This window comes from Granulicella sp. S156, assembly GCF_009766105.1.
GTDB lineage: Bacteria > Acidobacteriota > Terriglobia > Terriglobales > Acidobacteriaceae > Granulicella.
This window is the reverse complement of sequence record NZ_LMUH01000025.1, coordinates 38,903-54,530: the sequence shown is the minus strand read 5'-3', so window position 1 is coordinate 54,530 and position 15,628 is coordinate 38,903. Positions and strand designations below refer to the sequence as shown.

11 protein-coding genes, 1 tRNA gene, 1 pseudogene and 1 riboswitch are annotated in these 15,628 nt (G+C 57.2%); of the genes and pseudogenes, 9 read left to right on the top strand and 4 right to left on the bottom strand.

Going from position 1 to position 15,628, the window contains the following annotated elements; translation table 11 throughout:
• Nucleotides 1–8: 8 nt before the first annotated feature.
• Entirely contained in the window at nucleotides 9–431 is a 423-nt protein-coding gene (locus tag GSQ91_RS19085) for a type II secretion system protein (RefSeq protein WP_158823361.1), read from the top strand.
• Nucleotides 432–480: 49 nt separating this feature from the next.
• On the opposite strand, the gene GSQ91_RS19080 is transcribed toward GSQ91_RS19085, so the two are convergent.
• Nucleotides 481–2,064, bottom strand: a complete 1,584-nt coding sequence (locus tag GSQ91_RS19080; protein ID WP_158823360.1) for a tetratricopeptide repeat protein — start codon at nucleotides 2,062–2,064, stop codon at nucleotides 481–483.
• A gap of 388 nt (nucleotides 2,065–2,452) precedes the next feature.
• On the opposite strand from GSQ91_RS19080, the gene GSQ91_RS19075 reads away from it, so the two are divergent.
• A complete protein-coding gene (locus tag GSQ91_RS19075; RefSeq protein ID WP_158823359.1) occupies nucleotides 2,453–3,730 on the top strand; it encodes a M48 family metallopeptidase in 1,278 nt (425 codons plus the stop codon).
• 113 nt (nucleotides 3,731–3,843) lie between these two features.
• On the opposite strand, the gene GSQ91_RS19070 is transcribed toward GSQ91_RS19075, so the two are convergent.
• Nucleotides 3,844–4,401, bottom strand: coding sequence for a peroxiredoxin (locus GSQ91_RS19070; RefSeq protein ID WP_158823358.1), 558 nt, complete (start codon nucleotides 4,399–4,401; stop codon nucleotides 3,844–3,846).
• Nucleotides 4,402–4,694: 293 nt separating this feature from the next.
• Between GSQ91_RS19070 and queF the strand changes: the two genes are divergently transcribed.
• From queF to GSQ91_RS19055, 3 genes are read left to right on the top strand one after another with little or no spacing between them, the layout of a single operon-like run.
• Complete coding sequence (gene queF / locus GSQ91_RS19065; protein ID WP_158823357.1) at nucleotides 4,695–5,108, top strand: preQ(1) synthase; 414 nt, start codon at nucleotides 4,695–4,697, stop codon at nucleotides 5,106–5,108.
• Between the two features lie 46 nt (nucleotides 5,109–5,154).
• Nucleotides 5,155–6,423 (top strand): MFS transporter, encoded by a 1,269-nt coding sequence (locus GSQ91_RS19060; protein ID WP_158823356.1) that lies wholly within the window; start codon nucleotides 5,155–5,157, stop codon nucleotides 6,421–6,423.
• Nucleotides 6,420–7,610: a glycosyltransferase family 2 protein gene (locus GSQ91_RS19055; RefSeq protein WP_158823355.1), complete on the top strand. Its 1,191-nt coding sequence runs from the start codon at nucleotides 6,420–6,422 to the stop codon at nucleotides 7,608–7,610. The genes GSQ91_RS19060 and GSQ91_RS19055 overlap by 4 nt, the downstream gene beginning before the upstream one ends.
• Before the next feature lie 54 nt (nucleotides 7,611–7,664).
• Here the strand turns inward: GSQ91_RS19055 and ispG are convergent, their stop codons facing one another.
• Complete coding sequence (gene ispG / locus GSQ91_RS19050; protein ID WP_158823354.1) at nucleotides 7,665–8,897, bottom strand: flavodoxin-dependent (E)-4-hydroxy-3-methylbut-2-enyl-diphosphate synthase; 1,233 nt, start codon at nucleotides 8,895–8,897, stop codon at nucleotides 7,665–7,667.
• A 308-nt stretch (nucleotides 8,898–9,205) separates the two neighbouring features.
• Nucleotides 9,206–9,282: transfer RNA gene (locus GSQ91_RS19045), tRNA-Arg, on the bottom strand.
• Between the two features lie 105 nt (nucleotides 9,283–9,387).
• On the opposite strand from GSQ91_RS19045, the gene GSQ91_RS19040 reads away from it, so the two are divergent.
• The 4 genes and pseudogenes from GSQ91_RS19040 to GSQ91_RS19025 form a co-directional block, all read left to right on the top strand.
• The gene (locus tag GSQ91_RS19040) at nucleotides 9,388–10,365 is read left to right on the top strand and encodes a glycosyltransferase family 2 protein (protein ID WP_158823353.1); all 978 of its coding nucleotides are present in this window, start codon (nucleotides 9,388–9,390) and stop codon (nucleotides 10,363–10,365) included.
• A gap of 200 nt (nucleotides 10,366–10,565) precedes the next feature.
• Nucleotides 10,566–12,164 carry a radical SAM protein gene (locus GSQ91_RS19035; RefSeq protein ID WP_158823352.1) on the top strand — a complete coding sequence of 533 codons (1,599 nt, stop codon included), beginning with the start codon at nucleotides 10,566–10,568 and terminating at the stop codon, nucleotides 12,162–12,164.
• Between the two features lie 235 nt (nucleotides 12,165–12,399).
• A riboswitch (cobalamin riboswitch) is annotated at nucleotides 12,400–12,624 on the top strand.
• Between the two features lie 39 nt (nucleotides 12,625–12,663).
• Complete coding sequence (locus GSQ91_RS19030) at nucleotides 12,664–15,141, top strand: TonB-dependent receptor (protein ID WP_158823351.1); 2,478 nt, start codon at nucleotides 12,664–12,666, stop codon at nucleotides 15,139–15,141.
• Nucleotides 15,142–15,333: 192 nt separating this feature from the next.
• A pseudogene (locus GSQ91_RS19025) lies at nucleotides 15,334–15,628 on the top strand (hypothetical protein); the annotation flags it as partial.

The window sequence follows — 15,628 nt, the reverse complement described above, 5'->3', positions numbered from 1 at the left end:
ACATGCATATGCTTACAGTTAGCCCAATTCGTGCAAGTAAAACTTCCGGTCAGAGCGGCTTCACGCTGATCGAGCTGATGATTGTGATGACAATCATCGCGCTGCTGGCTGCCATCGCTATCCCAAGCTACATTCGATCGGTGACCAAGGCCAAGGAAGCCGTCCTGAAAGAGGATCTGCACACCATGAGGACGGCGATCGACAGCTACACGGTCGATAAGGAAAAGGCGCCGCAATCGCTCGATGATCTGGTGCAGGCAGGCTACTTGAAGAGCATTCCCAAGGACCCAATTACCAGCGCCACGGATACCTGGATCACTGGCCAGTCCGACACCTTGACGGATATCAATGAGACACAGGGCGGGATCGACGATGTGCACTCCGGCGCGCAGAGCCTGGCTACTGATGGAACCAGCTACAGTACCTGGTAAGTTGCAGCTTTACCATAAGTTTGCGGGATGGCCTTTGAGCGTCCGATCGCTATCTCATCGGCGCGGCTTGCAGGATGCGAATGTTCCTCAGCGTATCTTCATCGTCCGGTTTCAACTCCAGAACCTTCTTGTAGAGAGCAAGTGCAAGGTCTCCGCGACCTGCCTGCTGGAACAAAACGGCCAGATCATAGTAGGGCGTAATGTCTTTGGTCTTTAAATCGATGGCCATGGCGAATTGGTGCATGGCGTCGGTCTGTTTTTGTTCGGAGGAGTAAAGGACGCCAAGATTGACGTGCGCATCGCTGCTCTGGGGATTGATCTGAAGGATTCGCTGGTACGCAGCCTCGGCATTGGCCAGCTCCCCAGAGCCTTGATATGCAGTGCCGCTGTTGAGCAGCACTGCGGTATCGTTCGGGTTCTGAGTAAGAGCTTGTTGATAGATTGCCTGCGCACTCGCAAACGACTTGAGTTGCAGATAAACATCTCCGAGGGCGGCCAGGCCATTGGGGTAGTGTCCATCGATTTCGAGGGTACGTTGGTACTCCTCCAAAGCTGCCTGGAAATCGCCTCGTTCCCGCAGGGAGAAGGCCAGGTTGTAGTGGACCACGGGGCTTAGCGGTGTGGCCTGCAAGGAGCTACTGTAGAGTCGAACGGCGTCCGACCAGTCGGCCACGCGCACCGACGTTCGGTAGAGATTCCAGATGGACCATGCTGCTACACACAAGATCAGTCCCTTGCGGAGTTGTGGCTGGGGTGCAATGGAACATGCCGCAACGATGGCCACTACGATTCCGAGGGAAGCAGCGTAGGCGAAGCGTTCCGCTACGCCTTGGTAGTTCATCACCAGGCAGAAGGGTGCGATACAGAGGACAAACCAGAACAGGCCTTCCACCAGCGCTGGGTTCTTCTCCCGGCGCAGGATGGCAGCGATCAACACCACAACGGAGCACGCCAGCTCAATCGCCAGCCAGGGATGCGGCTGGCTCAAAGAGATCGTGGTGGAACGTTCGACGCTCATGTGAATCGGGACAATAGCAAGTCTGAGGTATTGCCAGAAGGCGAGTCCGGCCCAGGTAGGGGTAGCCAGGCCCGAGAACGATTTAACGCCGATACTGAACCGTACTGCCTCCACTCCGCACCCAGCCAGAACGACGACGGCAAAGATCGCGAGCAGGCCTTTGGACCATCCTAGCTTGGCTGCGTAGACGACAACCAGAAGGAGTGGGAGAATCACGATTCCGAGTTCATGCGAGAGCATGGCGCACGCGGCAGCCACACCGGAAGCAGCAATCCAAAGGGCGTTCTTCCGCCGCATGTAGGCCAGGGCCGAGAGCAGAGAGAGCAGAATAAACAGAGTGCATAGTAGATATGCGCGACCGCTGACCCAGGCGACGGCCTCTGTATTGATGGGTAACGAGAGCCATAGCAGAGAGGTGGCTGCCGCTCCTAAAACCGGCATCTTGAGCCGCCGTAAGAGACTATATGCGAGATTGCCGTTCAGCAGGTGAAGCGCAATATTCGTCGCATGAAAGGCTCCTGCATTAAGTCCCCACACGGACCGGTCGAAGAATATAGACAGCCAGAAGAGCGGTCGATAGGAAGAGGCTTTATAGCCCAAAAACGAAGTGTTCATCGACACTGGCTGCAGTAGAAAGCGGTGTACAAAATCGTTCCACAATCCGAGATTTGGATTGCGCACAATCTGATCGAGGTCGTCATAGACGAAAGGAGAGGAGAAGCTGCGCCAGTACAGCAAGAGAACCAGAACACCCGAAAAAAGTAGGAATGTTCTCCTCGGGTATCGATCGAACCAGGATGTTAGAAGGGGGCGTAGAGGCATGACTTCCAGTTCAAGAGGGCAACTAACTGTGTATAGGATGACACACATCCAGGATTGCCAGATTTTCCAATGCCTGAATGGTCATGCTGTTTCTGTACACAAATTTCGATTTTCGGCGTCTAATGGGGTTAGCGAAGCTGCGCCTGAACGGCAGGAGGCGGTGGCTTGCTGGAGCAATCTCATGCGAACTCTTACTCTCGCCGCTCTTCTTGCAGCGTCGCCGGTGATCGCCCTGGCGCAACAGCCTGCGACCCCAGCACCTGCGACACCGTCTGCACCCTCCACACAAGGCCAGGCTCCTGCTTCCCAAACACCAGCAGCCCAGACTCCTGCTCCATCGTCAGACACCAAGTCCGACTCACAGGCGTCCACAGCGCCGCAGTCGACCCAAACCGCAGATAAGTCCCCCAATAAATCTCCAGATAAGACCGACAGTAAAAAAGATGCCACCAGCAAGCCCGCTGATGCTACGGCGAAGAAGGCTGACCCGATTCCGTCACCGGGGGAACAGCTCGATCCGAACATCCGTAAAGGCACCGAGGAGGATGTAAATGCAGTAGGTGCCCGGAACATCGGTGGCCGCGGCATGGGGAACTGGTACTCGACGAACTGGGAGATCGGTACGGGCAAGCAGTATTCGATGGAGATCGAGAAGGTATCGCACCTGGTCACGGACCCGGTTGTGGTGGAGTATGTAAACCGCGTCGGTCAGAACCTGGTCAAGAACTCGGATGCGAAGGTCCCGTTCACGATCAAAGTGCTGGACACGGATGAGATCAACGCGATGGCGTTGCCGGGCGGTTTCTTTTACGTGAACTCGGGACTTATTCTTGCCTGCGACTCCGAGGACGAGCTCGCCGGTGTGATGGCGCACGAGATCTCGCACGTGGCCGCGCACCATGCCGCTCGTGAGATGACGAAGCTGAACTATATGCAGATTGGGTCGATTCCGCTGATGATCTTCACCCAGGGAACCTGGACCGGCTACGGCATCTATGAAGCCTCGCAGCTTGCCGTGCCCCTGACGTTCCTGCAGTTTTCGCGTGAGTACGAGGCCGAAGCCGATTACCTCGGCATCCAGTACATGTACCGGGCCGGCTACGATCCGCAGGGCATGGTGTCGATCTTTGAGAAACTCGATGCCCTGGAGAAGCACAAGCCTGGCGCGCTGTCGAAGGCCTTCAGCGACCACCCTGCGACACCTGATCGCATTGCAAACGTCGAGACCGAGATTGCGACGATCCTCCCAGCCCGGCCCGATTATCTCGTGACGACTTCGGAGTTCGACCAGGTAAAGGCACGGTTGGCACGCATCCAGAACAAGCGTGGCATTAACGACAAGAAGGGCGGCAATAAGCCCACCCTGCGCCGTACCGGTTCCACCAACAACAGCCCGAACTCCAATCCCAGCGGCACTAGTTCAACCGACGATACTCCAACTTTGGGACGGAAAAATTAGGAATTAGCAAACGGGAATATCGAGGGGTGCGGCTTCGGCTGCACCCCTTTTCGTTGCGCCTGCGCATGAAGAGTCTGGTGAAGTAACATGGCCGGCATGCATCAAAGTCCTCGCTAGGAGGCAGCACGTGCTGCCAGATCCTTGAAATACTGCAGGCAGGCTAGCAAGTGATTGCTCTCTTCATCGACATCGTTCGTGACGATACGAGGTAACTTCACTCTTCCGTCCGGCGTCACAATCATCTCGTAAATTCCTCCATCTCCCGCGCTTTTTGACCCGTCCGCCGGAACGGCATAGGCCTTCGCCGTCGTTTGATCCAGGTCAGAGAGCAATGTGAATGTAAGTCCGTCCTTATCGGCCCAGATGCGATTACTTTCGGGCGACGTCCGGCCAATGCCCACGACCACTGCATGGTATGAGTCGAACTTGGCAAGATCTTTCTGGAGGTTGCGAGCTTCTAACCGAACATCTTCGCTGGAGTGGTCTCCGAAAAAGAACAGAATGACCCAACTCCCCTTGTAGCTCTTGAGCGAGACCTGCGAACCGGACTGCGAGATCAAATTGAAATCAGGTGCTGGATCTCTAGGTGCGAGGGAATCGGCTGCAAACGCGCTGGCTCCAAATAAGAGAGAGCAGCAAACGATCCTGCGCATGAGGGTGAGGTATGTCATAGCCTGTCTCCCTTTCACTTCTTCATTTCTTTGTCGTGGCCGCCCTGACGCAGAAGATGAATAGTTCCACTAACCCTATAGACGGCGCGTTCAGTAAAACGCGCGACTATTTTTGCGGTCCAAGTTCGTTCTGGATGGAATCGATCCTCGAATCCGAAGTACGAATTCTCAGTGACTGGGGGCCGGTCTCTGAAGCGGGCCTTGTCGCTGTTTTATCGCCTATTTTGATCTTGCTGCCTCCTTGATTGCCCTGCGTCGAGGTGCGAAATGCGAGTTTGAGAGAAAATAAAGAGATGGACGCGAAGACACACACTACCGGCTACACCGACGACCACGCCAAGGCGGGGCTTGACACAAAGTTTCCTGAGATCGAAACATGGCGCAACCAGTTTCGCGCATACGAGATCCTGGTTGACGATCCCGAGTTCACCTCGGTCTGCCCGAAGACTGGCTTGCCCGATTTCGGCGTGCTGACCATCCGCTACATGCCGCGCGAGAAATGCCTCGAACTGAAGAGCCTGAAGGAGTATCTGTTCACCTACCGCAACCTCGGAATCTTTCAGGAGAACATCGTCAACCAGGTACTGGACGATGTGGTGAAGGCGACCGATCCTATATGGGCTGAGATTAAAGGGGACTTCCGGCCGCGCGGTGGGATTTCGACGGTGGTAACGGCACGGTATCCGCGAACAGAAGAGCGATCGTAGTTTCCGGTCGGCTTTTCATACCTGCTCCTGCTATCCTCGCCTCATCATGACTACAGCTCCGACGACAAGAACGAAGCCTGATCTCAGTGCGGTTGCAGGGGCGACGGTAGCGCTTGTTCTGCTGACGGCGATGAACTTCGTCAACTATCTTGACCGCTATATTCTGCCGGCGGTGCAGGAGCAGGTGAAGGGTGAGTTTCGTCTCTCCGACGATCAAATCGGTTCACTGACACTGTGGTTCTTCGTGGCCTATGTGTTGTCATCGCCGATCACGGGATGGTTGGGCGACAGGTTTCCGCGCAAGCCGATGATCGTGATTGCGGCGCTGGCGATCAGTGCGATGAACTTTCTGACGGCCAGCGTGCATGGCTACATGTCTCTGAATGTGCGGCACGCCATGCTCGGCATCGGCGAGGCGAGCTTCGGAATCTTCGCTCCGGCGTTGCTGGCGGATTTTTATGCCGAAGACAGACGAAATACCGTACTGACCATCTTTAATGTTGCGATACCTGTTGGCGCAGCGCTGGGATATCTGGTGGGTGGGATGATCGGGCACAGCCACGGGTGGCGTATGGCGTTTATAGCGTCGGCTGTGCCGGGTGCGGTGATCGCGGTACTGATTCTGCTGTTCATGAAAGAGCCGCGACGCACTGGTAGCGGAAACGAAAAAGCGGTGGTGGACAAAGCCTCGGTGGCATCCCTGCTGGTGAACAAGGCGTACCTCAGCTCGATTCTGGGATACGCGGCCGTGACGTTTTCGCTGGGCGGTATCTCGTGGTGGATGGTGTCGTTTCTGCAGCGCGTCAACGGGTACTCCCAGGATCGTGCCGGCACGATCATGGGTGGCATCACGGTGGTGTGTGGGCTCGGTGGAACGGTCTGCGGTGGTGTGCTGGCGCAATGGTGGTCGAAGAGGACCAATAAAGCGCTGTATTTAGTCCCAGCCCTGAGTGCGGCATTGGCTGTGCCGCCAGCCGTGCTTTGTTTCTTCGGCCCGAAGAGTGTGACCTTGCCGGCGTTGGGTGTTGCCGTGTTTCTAATTTTTCTGGGCACCGGTCCGGTCAACGCCGCAACCCTCAATGCTGTACCGGCGAATCTGCGGGCGACCGCGATGGCAGGTCAGTTGTTCGCGATTCACGTCTTCGGCGATGCCTTCTCCCCGAAGATCATTGGCCTCGTGAGCGACCACTCGAACCTGCGTATGGGGCTCGGTGTAACCCTGATTACCTTCGTTCTGGCCGCGATTATCTTCTTCAACGGCGCGCGGTTTGCCCCGCCGCTTGAACACACCATCGAGGCGCCCGGAGCAGCATGATCACTGGAGTCTGGCGAGAGGTTGTTGAGTTTGTCGCCTGGGGTGTCGCCATCGCCTGGTGCGTGAGGACGACCGATGCAATCCAGAACATGCCTAAGCTGCCTGATCTGAGTTCTCTCGAGTGGAACATTGCGCCATCCGGGGCACCTGGCCTGATCGTTGTCGTCACGGCGCGCGACGAGGCTGAGAACATTGCCGCTACGTTGGACACCCTGCTGGCACAGGATTATCCCTGCCTGCGCATCGTTGCGGTCGATGACAGATCAATCGACGCCACAGGAACGATCGTCGATGAGTATGCGGCGCGTCATCCGAACCGGCTGACCGCAATCCACATCACGGCCCTGGAAGAAGGCTGGCTGGGCAAAACGTTTGCCATGCAGGTCGCGATGCAGAACAGCGACTCCGAATATCTGCTGTTTACCGATGCGGATGTGCTGTTTTCACCTTCGATTCTGCGCAGAGCACTGGCGTATGCCGAACAGTCGCAAGCGGCACATCTGGTGGTGATGCCGACGGTGCTGGTGCGCTCGCGCGGGGAGGGGATAGTGCTGGGTTTTCTCCAGATTCTCGGCTTCTGGGCTTCGCGTCCCTGGCGCGTAGCCGATCCCGACGCGAAGAACGATGTGATCGGCATAGGCTCGTTCAACCTGCTGCGCCGCGATGCGCTGCAGCAGATCGGGGGCCTGGAACCGCAGAGGTTGACGGTGCTTGAGGACGTCACACTGGGGCGGCGTATCAAGGCTGCGGGCTTGCCGCAACGGATCGCCTTTGCGCCGGAACTGGTCCTGGTGCATTGGGCGAAAGGGATTCGCGGCCTGATACGTGCCATGACGAAGAATCTGTTCTCCGCAGTCAACTTCCAGCCGGTGCTGCTGCTTGCCATATGTTTGTGGATTGTCGTTTTTTGCCTGGGACCGATTGCCGGGCTTGCCTGGTGGGTAACGATACTTCCTTCTCTGCTTGTGTTCTGTTGCATTACGGCGATGTACCGCCTGTTAGGCGCACGCAGCCGCATCGATACGCGCTATGGGTGGCTGTACCCGCTGGGAGCCGTCATCTTCATCTACAGCATGCTGTGGTCGATGATCGCTGCCTGGTGGCATCGAGGTGTCATCTGGCGCGGTACGCTTTATCCGCTGCGTGATCTGCGAAAGTTCAATAGTCCCTTTCAATGGAAGAAATAAAGAGGGGCGGCATATGCCGCCCCTCTTTACTCTTATCTTTCAAAGGGATTGGTCTTATACCTCGACGAGTTGATGCCCATAGCGCTTCTGGACATACTCATCCAGGATGACCTGGAACTCCTCGACGATACGGTCACCCTTGAGAGTGGTGAAGAGTTTGCCGTCGACATAGACCGGGGCTTTGGGCTCCTCAAACGTACCGGGCAGGGAGATCCCGATATTCGCGTGCTTGGATTCGCCAGGTCCATTGACGATGCATCCCATGACCGCGAGCTTCAACTCTTCGACGCCGGGGAACTGCTTCTTCCACTCCGGCATGGACTCGACGAGATAGTTCTGGATGCGTTCGGCGAGCTCCTGGAAGTAGGTGCTCGTAGTGCGTCCGCAGCCGGGGCAGCTTGTGACCTGCGGCATAAAGCTGCGGATCGAGAGGGACTGCAGAATCTGTTGCGCGCAGCGGACCTCTTCGGAACGGTCGCCGCCGGGGGTAGGCGTCAGGCTGACGCGGATGGTGTCGCCAATCCCCGCAAGCAGCAGGGGAGCGAGGCCGGCGGTGGAGGCCACGACGCCCTTCATGCCCATGCCCGCTTCGGTGAGTCCGAGGTGCAGCGTGTAGTCGCAGCGCGAGGCAAGTTCGGTATAGACATCGACGAGGTCACGAACCCCGGAGACCTTAGCCGAGAGGATGATCTGATCGCGGCGCAGACCATAGCGTTCGGCGGCGGCGGCATTGTCCAATGCGGACACCACCATCGCCTCCATCATGACGTCGCGTGCGTCCTTGGGTTCAGCAGCCTTGGAGTTCTCATCCATCATGCGAGTGAGCAGCGCCTGGTCGAGTGAGCCCCAGTTGACGCCGATACGCACAGGCTTCTGGTATTCGACCGCAGCCTCAACCATGGTGCGGAAGTTGTCGTCGTCCTTGCGGCCGATGGACACGTTGCCGGGATTGATTCTGTACTTGGAGAGCGCTTTGGCGCAGTCGGGATACTTCCGCAGCAGCAGATGGCCGTTGTAGTGGAAGTCGCCGACGATGGGCGTGTTCCAGCCCTTCTTTTGTATGCCTTCGACGATATAGGGAACCGCTTTTGCCGCCTCGTCATTGTTGACCGTGATACGGACGAGTTCGGAGCCGGCTCGGGCCAGCGCGGCGACCTGTTGGACAGTGCTCTCGATGTCGGCGGTGTCGGTATTGGTCATCGACTGCACGACGACTGGAGCATCGGAGCCGACGCGGACGCCACCTACGTTGACGGTGACGGTTTTTCTGCGGTGAATAGCTGGCATACAACTGCAATTTTAGCAGTTTGAGGGAATTGCGATGTGGTCCGGATACCTACTTGGGTTCGGCTGCTTCGAGCAAACTAACCGCTTCCGCCAGGCTGAGAAGGCTTCCGTCTACATAAATCTCATATTCTCCAGCGTTTTCGGGAACAGAGATCACATTTCCAACGCTGTGGCCGCGAGCGCGAAGAGCCCGAACAATAAGATCGATATCTATCATCTGCAAATCCCCCTTATTTACCGTAGGATGCCGATTTTCGATCGGGCGGTTTACGCAGAAAGCGCCTGATTCTTGCCAATTTGTGGATTCGTGGTGGCCCGGGCAGGAGTCCAACCTGCGACCTTCGCGTTAGGAGTGCGCTGCTCTATGCAACTGAGCTACCGGGCCATGTGTTGAGAGGGAGGACCGCAGCGTACCGAAGAGGGTTCGTTCCAATCCACTTCATGTAGTGTACCGCGCCACAGAGGCCGCCTCCGGCGTAAAATCTAAGTTGTGCCTAGATACTCCATCGTCGTCCCATTTCATAACGAAGAAGAGAACGTAACCAAGCTCTATGACCGCGTAAAGGACGTAATGGAACACGTCGGCGCGAGTTTTGAGATGGTCTTCGTCGACGATGGCTCGCGCGATCGCACCTACCGTCTGCTGGAAGAGATTGCGGCCGTCGACTCGCGGGTGCTTCTGGTGAAGCTGCGCCGGAACTTTGGCCAGACCTCGGCGTTGGCAGCGGGTTTTGACCACGCCTCAGGCGAGTATGTTCTCGCCATGGACGGCGATCTGCAGCATGACCCGACGGAGATTCCGGCGTTCCTCTCCAAGCTGGAGGAGGGGTATGACGTCGTCAGCGGATGGCGTTCGCAACGGGGAGACAACATGGTGCTGCGCCGGGTGCCTTCGCGCATTGCCAACTGGCTAATGGCGCGGCTCTCAGGTGTGGACATTCACGACTTCGGCACGACGTTCAAAGCCTATCGCCGCGAAGTCATTCACAATATTCCGCTGTACGGGGAGATGCACCGGTTTATCCCCGCACTGGCGAGCTGGTACGGTGCCAGTATCTGCGAGATTCCGATCTCGAACCCGGCGCGCGAGGCAGGCCGCAGCCACTACGGCATCTCCCGCACCTTCCGGGTGTTCTTTGATCTGCTGACGATCCGCTTTCTGCTCAAATACATGACCAGGCCGCTGCACTTCTTCGGTGGTTTTGGGGCGCTCAGTATTTTTTCGGGCGGAGGCATCGCGATCTGGCTGCTGGTCCATAAGCTGCTCACAGGCCACGATGTTGCGGGTGAACATGCTCCGTGGTTTATCATCGCTGCAGTGTTGATCCTGGCGGGCATTCAACTGGTGGGCGTCGGCCTGCTTGGCGAACTACAAGTGCGTCACTTCTTTACACAGAGCCAGCGCACCCCCTACACGGTGGATCGCATCGTGAGGATGAAGCCCTCGGAAGAGAGCCTCTTGCACTAACCCATCAAAAACCTCCCTCAACTCCCCGTTAATCCCCATAAACCCTCCTCAGCAGCAGGACTGCAATAGTCCTTATGTATGATGGACGACATAGTTCCGGCGGGAAGACCCGCGATCGGCGAATCCCATTCCCTCGATTCGTCTCATTGTGAAGACACTCTCTGAAGCCACCGCACTCGTACGAGGAAAGGTTGGATTCGATGAGTGTTCATCTCATAAATCCCAGCGACAACTCTTTTGGTACGGCCGTCATTACTCCCAGATGGCTGTTTGTATTGGCCGCAGCAACGCCTCAAATTGCAGGCGATCCCATCCTTGTGGATGAATCTCTGGAACAGGTCGTTCCGGAGAGCATTCTGCCGGGCGACATCGTCGGGATCAGCGTCCATACCGGCAACGCGCTGCGCGGCTATGAGGTTGGCCGCATCGCGCGCGCTCGTGGAGCCTGGGTGGTTTATGGCGGCATTCACGCCACACTGTTTCCTGAAGAGGCCTTTGAGCGTGGGGAAGCCCATGCCGTGGTGAAGGGTGATGGAGATATTGCATGGGGCAACGCCGTCGTCGATTGCCTCGCGGGCACGCCGGAGAGAATCTACGAAGGCGGACGTATCGAAGGCAACCAGTTTCTGGCCGCGCGCTGGGACCTGATGGCTGCTGATAAATACATGTGGGCTTCGGTACAGACCATTCGCGGATGCCCCAAGCACTGCTCCTTTTGCAGCGTCTGGCGCACGGACGGCCAACAGCCGCGGCAGCGCCAGTTTCAAAGCGTGGTCGACGAGATCATCGATCTGCGGCGCCTGGGTTTTCGGTTTATTGCGCTTGCCGACGACAACTTCTATCCGGTGACACTGACCGATCTCCGTCTTGCCCGCGAGCAGAACAATACCGCCAAAGTGGAAGAGCTAACGGCGATTCGCAAGGAACGTTTTCAGCTCATGGAAGAGCTGGCGAAGCTGCCTAAAGACATGGTGTTCTTCACCCAGATCACGATGGAGGCAGGCGAGGACGGCGAGTATCTTGACGCGATGCGGAAGGCCAATATCAAGGGTGCTCTCGTAGGTGTTGAGGCGGTCACTCCGGAAGGCCTCAAGGCCGTCTTCAAAGACTTCAACTACTCAGGCGAGGCCCTCGCAAAGCAGTTGCAGACATTCAAGAAACATGGCGTGCATGTGCTTGGTTCGTTCATCTTCGGGCTTCCAACCGACAAGCCGGCCACCTTCGACGCTACCGTAGCGATGGCGTTGAAGGCCGGCGTGACCTTCGCGCAGTTCGTGATGATGACGCCGTTTCCGGGAACCGTCGATTTTGCACGTTGGGAGAAAGAACAGGCCAAGAACCCCACGCTGGTGGGTGATGTGCCGATCACACGCTATTGGTTGATCCCGACAGCGGTTCGGCCCAAGATGTTCACGCCGCATCCGTCGATGAGCTCGGATGAGATTCGCGAGCGCACGCAAAAGGTCTGGGACAGGTTTTACAACTGGAGCGCCATTTGGCAGCGGTCGGCCTGCACCCCGAACCTGAAGTCCAGGATCGCGTTCATGTTTCTTTCCAAGCTCTACCGGCAGATGTATGCCGGAACAGGAATCTCTACCGACAGTGCACGACGGAAGAAGTCGAAGTCGTGGGCTCGCTGGACGGCGAGACAGTGCAAAAAGCTGTTTCAGGCACGACCGATGCCGGAGTTGCAGTCGCCGGTGTGGGCCTTGCCGTCGACAGCGGCACTGCTGCGGACGGCGCTGGTTGCAGGTATGCCGAAAGAGGTAACGCCGTTTGTGGTTTTGCCACGAGATTGATCGCTGTGCCTCAATAATGTCTAAGTGAGTTCTACAGGGTGTGGCGATAATCCGGGTGCCCCATCTTCGGCGCGTTCTTTGCGCCTAAGGTGGGCATCGGGCAAAGCCCGACCGCTCCTGCCCATTTCGAGCTCACCCATAACGTTCGTGTCGTCACAATTTTCCCTGCGAACGCCGTACACTAGAGGTTCACCAGAACCTCCTGTGATGCTGCTTTTGCGGCATTGCGTACCTCCACCAACTGCCGCATGGAAATGTTCGGGAAGCGCGGTTAAACTCCGCCACTGCCCCGCAACTGTGAAGCGCGCACCCTGCAAATGCGCCGGGTTAAGATGGCTTTGGGAAGCTCCCACTGATTGCTTGGCTCTAGAAGGCTGCGTCGGGAAGGGATGTTCCCAACAATAAAGCCAGCTTTGAAATCGTGCCAGTCAGGAGACCGGTTTCTCTGCGCTTAAGCTTGCCACGCTCCCGATGGGGGAGCGGAGGAGTCTATCTGTTTATGCGTTCTCTTTCTTCACTGCGCCGCCCAGCGGTCAGGCTGTCTCTACCTGCTGTTCGACGGCACCGCGCAGCGTTCGCGCTCTCTCTTCTTGTTTCATCAGCAACGGTAGCGAATGCTGTAGTCGTTCGCGGGCATGTGACCGATGTGCTGGGCAAGCCTGTATCCAGAGCCCGCGTGCAGCTCATTGAGGCCGGTAAGGTGGCCGCCATTGCCTACGCGGGACCGGATGGCTCCTATGAGATTCGCTGGGCGGACGCTGGGCGATTTACGCTGCTGGGTTCGGCGCAAGGGTTTCTCCCGTCCATTGGAGAAGACTTCTATAGCGGCGCGACGGATGTCCTAGAAAAAGATGTCGTGCTCGCAACCAACACAGTGCGGCAGGATATCTCAGTAACCGCGACCGGCATTCCAACGCCATTGCCGCAGCTCACCGCACCCGTCAGTGTGATTCAGGGTGAAAAGTTCGACTTGGATCTTGGCGTCGTCGACGAGATGCGCCTGACTCCAGGGGCGTTTCTGGTGCAGACGGGACAGACGGGCGGTGTAGCGTCGCTGTTCCTGCGTGGTGGCAACTCCACCGCGAACCTGGTAACGATCGATGGAATACCTGCGGACGATGTAGGCGGCACGTTCGACTTTGGCACCGTCAGCTCGACCGCCGTGGGCAAGCTAGAGCTGGTTCGCGGCCCGGACTCGGCGATGTATGGCACGGATGCAGGAGCCAGCGTGATCGCCATCACGACGCCGCGCGGCACGACGGAGGTGCCGCTGCTGACCTATTCAGGCGATGCGGGCAACCTGCACACCTATCGCAATGAGTTCACGCTCAGCGGGACGGAACAGAAGTTCGACTACTTCGGCGCCTTCTCGCGCCTCGACACCTCGAACGCGTTGCAGTTGGATGAATATCACTCCGGAACGTCGGCCATCAATCTTGGCTATGACATCAATGGCAATACCCAGGTGCGGTTTACGATCCGCAACGCGGATTCTGCGACAGGGCTGCCGGGAGCGTACGACTTTTTCGGCCTCGTGAACGACGGTAAGCAGGGGGACCAGGACCTGTTCTCGGGCATTACGCTCGAGAATCGTTACAAGGGGAACTGGCACAATCTGGTACGTTACAGTATCGCTCGCAAGCGCGAGCAGGCGCAGCAGTTCGGCCAGGTGGGTACGTTGATCGATACGCCGATCTATGGCCCCGAGTACTTTGGCAATACCGTGACAATTCGCGGAGCCAATGGCTACAGCGTCACCGGCCAGGCCGCGATCTTCGGATCAGATGACGACCAGGACTCCAACCGTGACCAGCTCTATTACCAGAGTGACTATAGCTTCTCCCCGCACTTCATTGGCCTGTTCGGCTTTCGTTACGACAACGAGCGGGGAAGCTTTAACTATCCCTCGTTCGATGAGCATGAGAAGACGCAACGTACGAACTTCGAGTACAACCTGCAGTTCCAGGGCGAGTTCTGGAATCGGTTGTTCTACTCGGCCGGTGGAGCATTAGAGAAGAACCATCTATACGGCATTGCAGGGACACCCAGGCTCGGGTTGAGCTACGTTCCGGTGCGGTCGTCAGGCAAGTTCTTTCACGGGACACGACTGCGTGCTAACGCGGCGACCGGAGTGCAGGAGCCAACTCTCTCTCTTGAGAGCAACAGTCTTTACACGCAGCTGCTGAATGCGGGAGATACGGCTGACATTGCCGCTTACCATATTGGGCCACAGTCGGCGGAGCGTTCTCGGACGTTTGATCTTGGCGTTGATCAGAACATCCTTGGCGAAAAGCTTGTGCTGAAGGGCGGCTACTTCCACAATGTCTTCGACCGGCAACTCGAAGGCGTAAGTGGACAGGCTCTGGCGCAATACTTCGGGCTGACGGCTCCGTTCATCTACAACTACTATGCCTATGTAAACTCGCTGGCCTTCCGGGCCCAGGGGGCTGAGGCGGAACTGCAATGGCAACCGAAACAGCACTTCCTGTTCCGTGCGGGATATACCTACCTTGCGTCCAGAGTGCTGCAGTCGTTTGCCTCCGATGCGGTTGCGGCGCAGCAGGGAACTCCGACCGTGAACCCCAACTTTCCGGGGATTGCCATTGGCGCGGAAAGTCCATTGGTCGGTGCCAGGCCATTCCGCCGAGCGCCAAATACGGGGTACTTCGATACTGAATACACACGGCGCAAGTTTACTTTCGTGATCAAGGGAGCAATGGCCAGCAAGAGCGACGATTCCACCTACCTGGACGGTGAGGACATCTACAACACGGATACGCTATTGCTGCCCAACCACAATCTTGACTTCGGCTATGTGAAGCTCGACCTCGGTGGAACCTATATGTTGCCGCACCACATACTGTTCTTCACCCAATTCGACAACCTGCTCAACAACCAGCACATCGGTCCAATTGGCTATCCGGGGCTTCCGCTGACCTTTCGTACGGGGCTGAAGATCAGGCTGGGTGGCGACTAATAGTTCTAAAATAGGCAGTGTTCACAGGGACTAAAGAACTGCCACGGCAACCGTGGCAGTTCTTTTGCGTCCATTGAGGTTTTGCCCCACGAACTCAAAGCGGCGTGGCTATTGAAACAAAATACTGACATCTCTGACCGCATCTCGGTATGCTTTTACGCGTCTAATAGAGTAGGAGTAAAGGGGTTCGCCATGATTGCTTTTCGCCGTGTACTGCTTGTTTCTTCCTTAGCCGCCCTTGTTACGGCTCCGATGCTTGCTCAGGAGGTCCCGACCGAAGGGCCGGTTCCCACCTCTGCGCTCATCAGTGCCGAATCGAAGAGTGGAACGCCGCTCGATCCCGCTTTGCTGACTTTGCAGATCAACGGCCACGCCACACCGCTCGCCAGTGTGACACCGGTCCACCCCGCCGCCGCGCAAGTTGCGATTCTGATCGATGACGGCTTGCGAAGCTCCTTTGCCCTGCAGCTGCCAGACGTGAAGAAGT

Excerpts from the sequence above, each read along its gene's own strand:
- GSQ91_RS19055 (WP_158823355.1), top strand. The coding sequence starts at position 6,420 with ATGATCACTGGAGTCTGGCGAGAGGTTGTTGAGTTTGTCGCCTGGGGT.
- GSQ91_RS19070 (WP_158823358.1), bottom strand. The coding sequence starts at position 4,401 with ATGACATACCTCACCCTCATGCGCAGGATCGTTTGCTGCTCTCTCTTA.
- GSQ91_RS19060 (WP_158823356.1), top strand. The coding sequence starts at position 5,155 with ATGACTACAGCTCCGACGACAAGAACGAAGCCTGATCTCAGTGCGGTT.
- ispG (WP_158823354.1), bottom strand. The coding sequence starts at position 8,897 with ATGCCAGCTATTCACCGCAGAAAAACCGTCACCGTCAACGTAGGTGGC.
- GSQ91_RS19085 (WP_158823361.1), top strand. The coding sequence starts at position 9 with ATGCTTACAGTTAGCCCAATTCGTGCAAGTAAAACTTCCGGTCAGAGC.
- GSQ91_RS19030 (WP_158823351.1), top strand. The coding sequence starts at position 12,664 with ATGCGTTCTCTTTCTTCACTGCGCCGCCCAGCGGTCAGGCTGTCTCTA.
- GSQ91_RS19035 (WP_158823352.1), top strand. The coding sequence starts at position 10,566 with ATGAGTGTTCATCTCATAAATCCCAGCGACAACTCTTTTGGTACGGCC.
- queF (WP_158823357.1), top strand. The coding sequence starts at position 4,695 with ATGGACGCGAAGACACACACTACCGGCTACACCGACGACCACGCCAAG.
- GSQ91_RS19075 (WP_158823359.1), top strand. The coding sequence starts at position 2,453 with ATGCGAACTCTTACTCTCGCCGCTCTTCTTGCAGCGTCGCCGGTGATC.
- GSQ91_RS19080 (WP_158823360.1), bottom strand. The coding sequence starts at position 2,064 with ATGAACACTTCGTTTTTGGGCTATAAAGCCTCTTCCTATCGACCGCTC.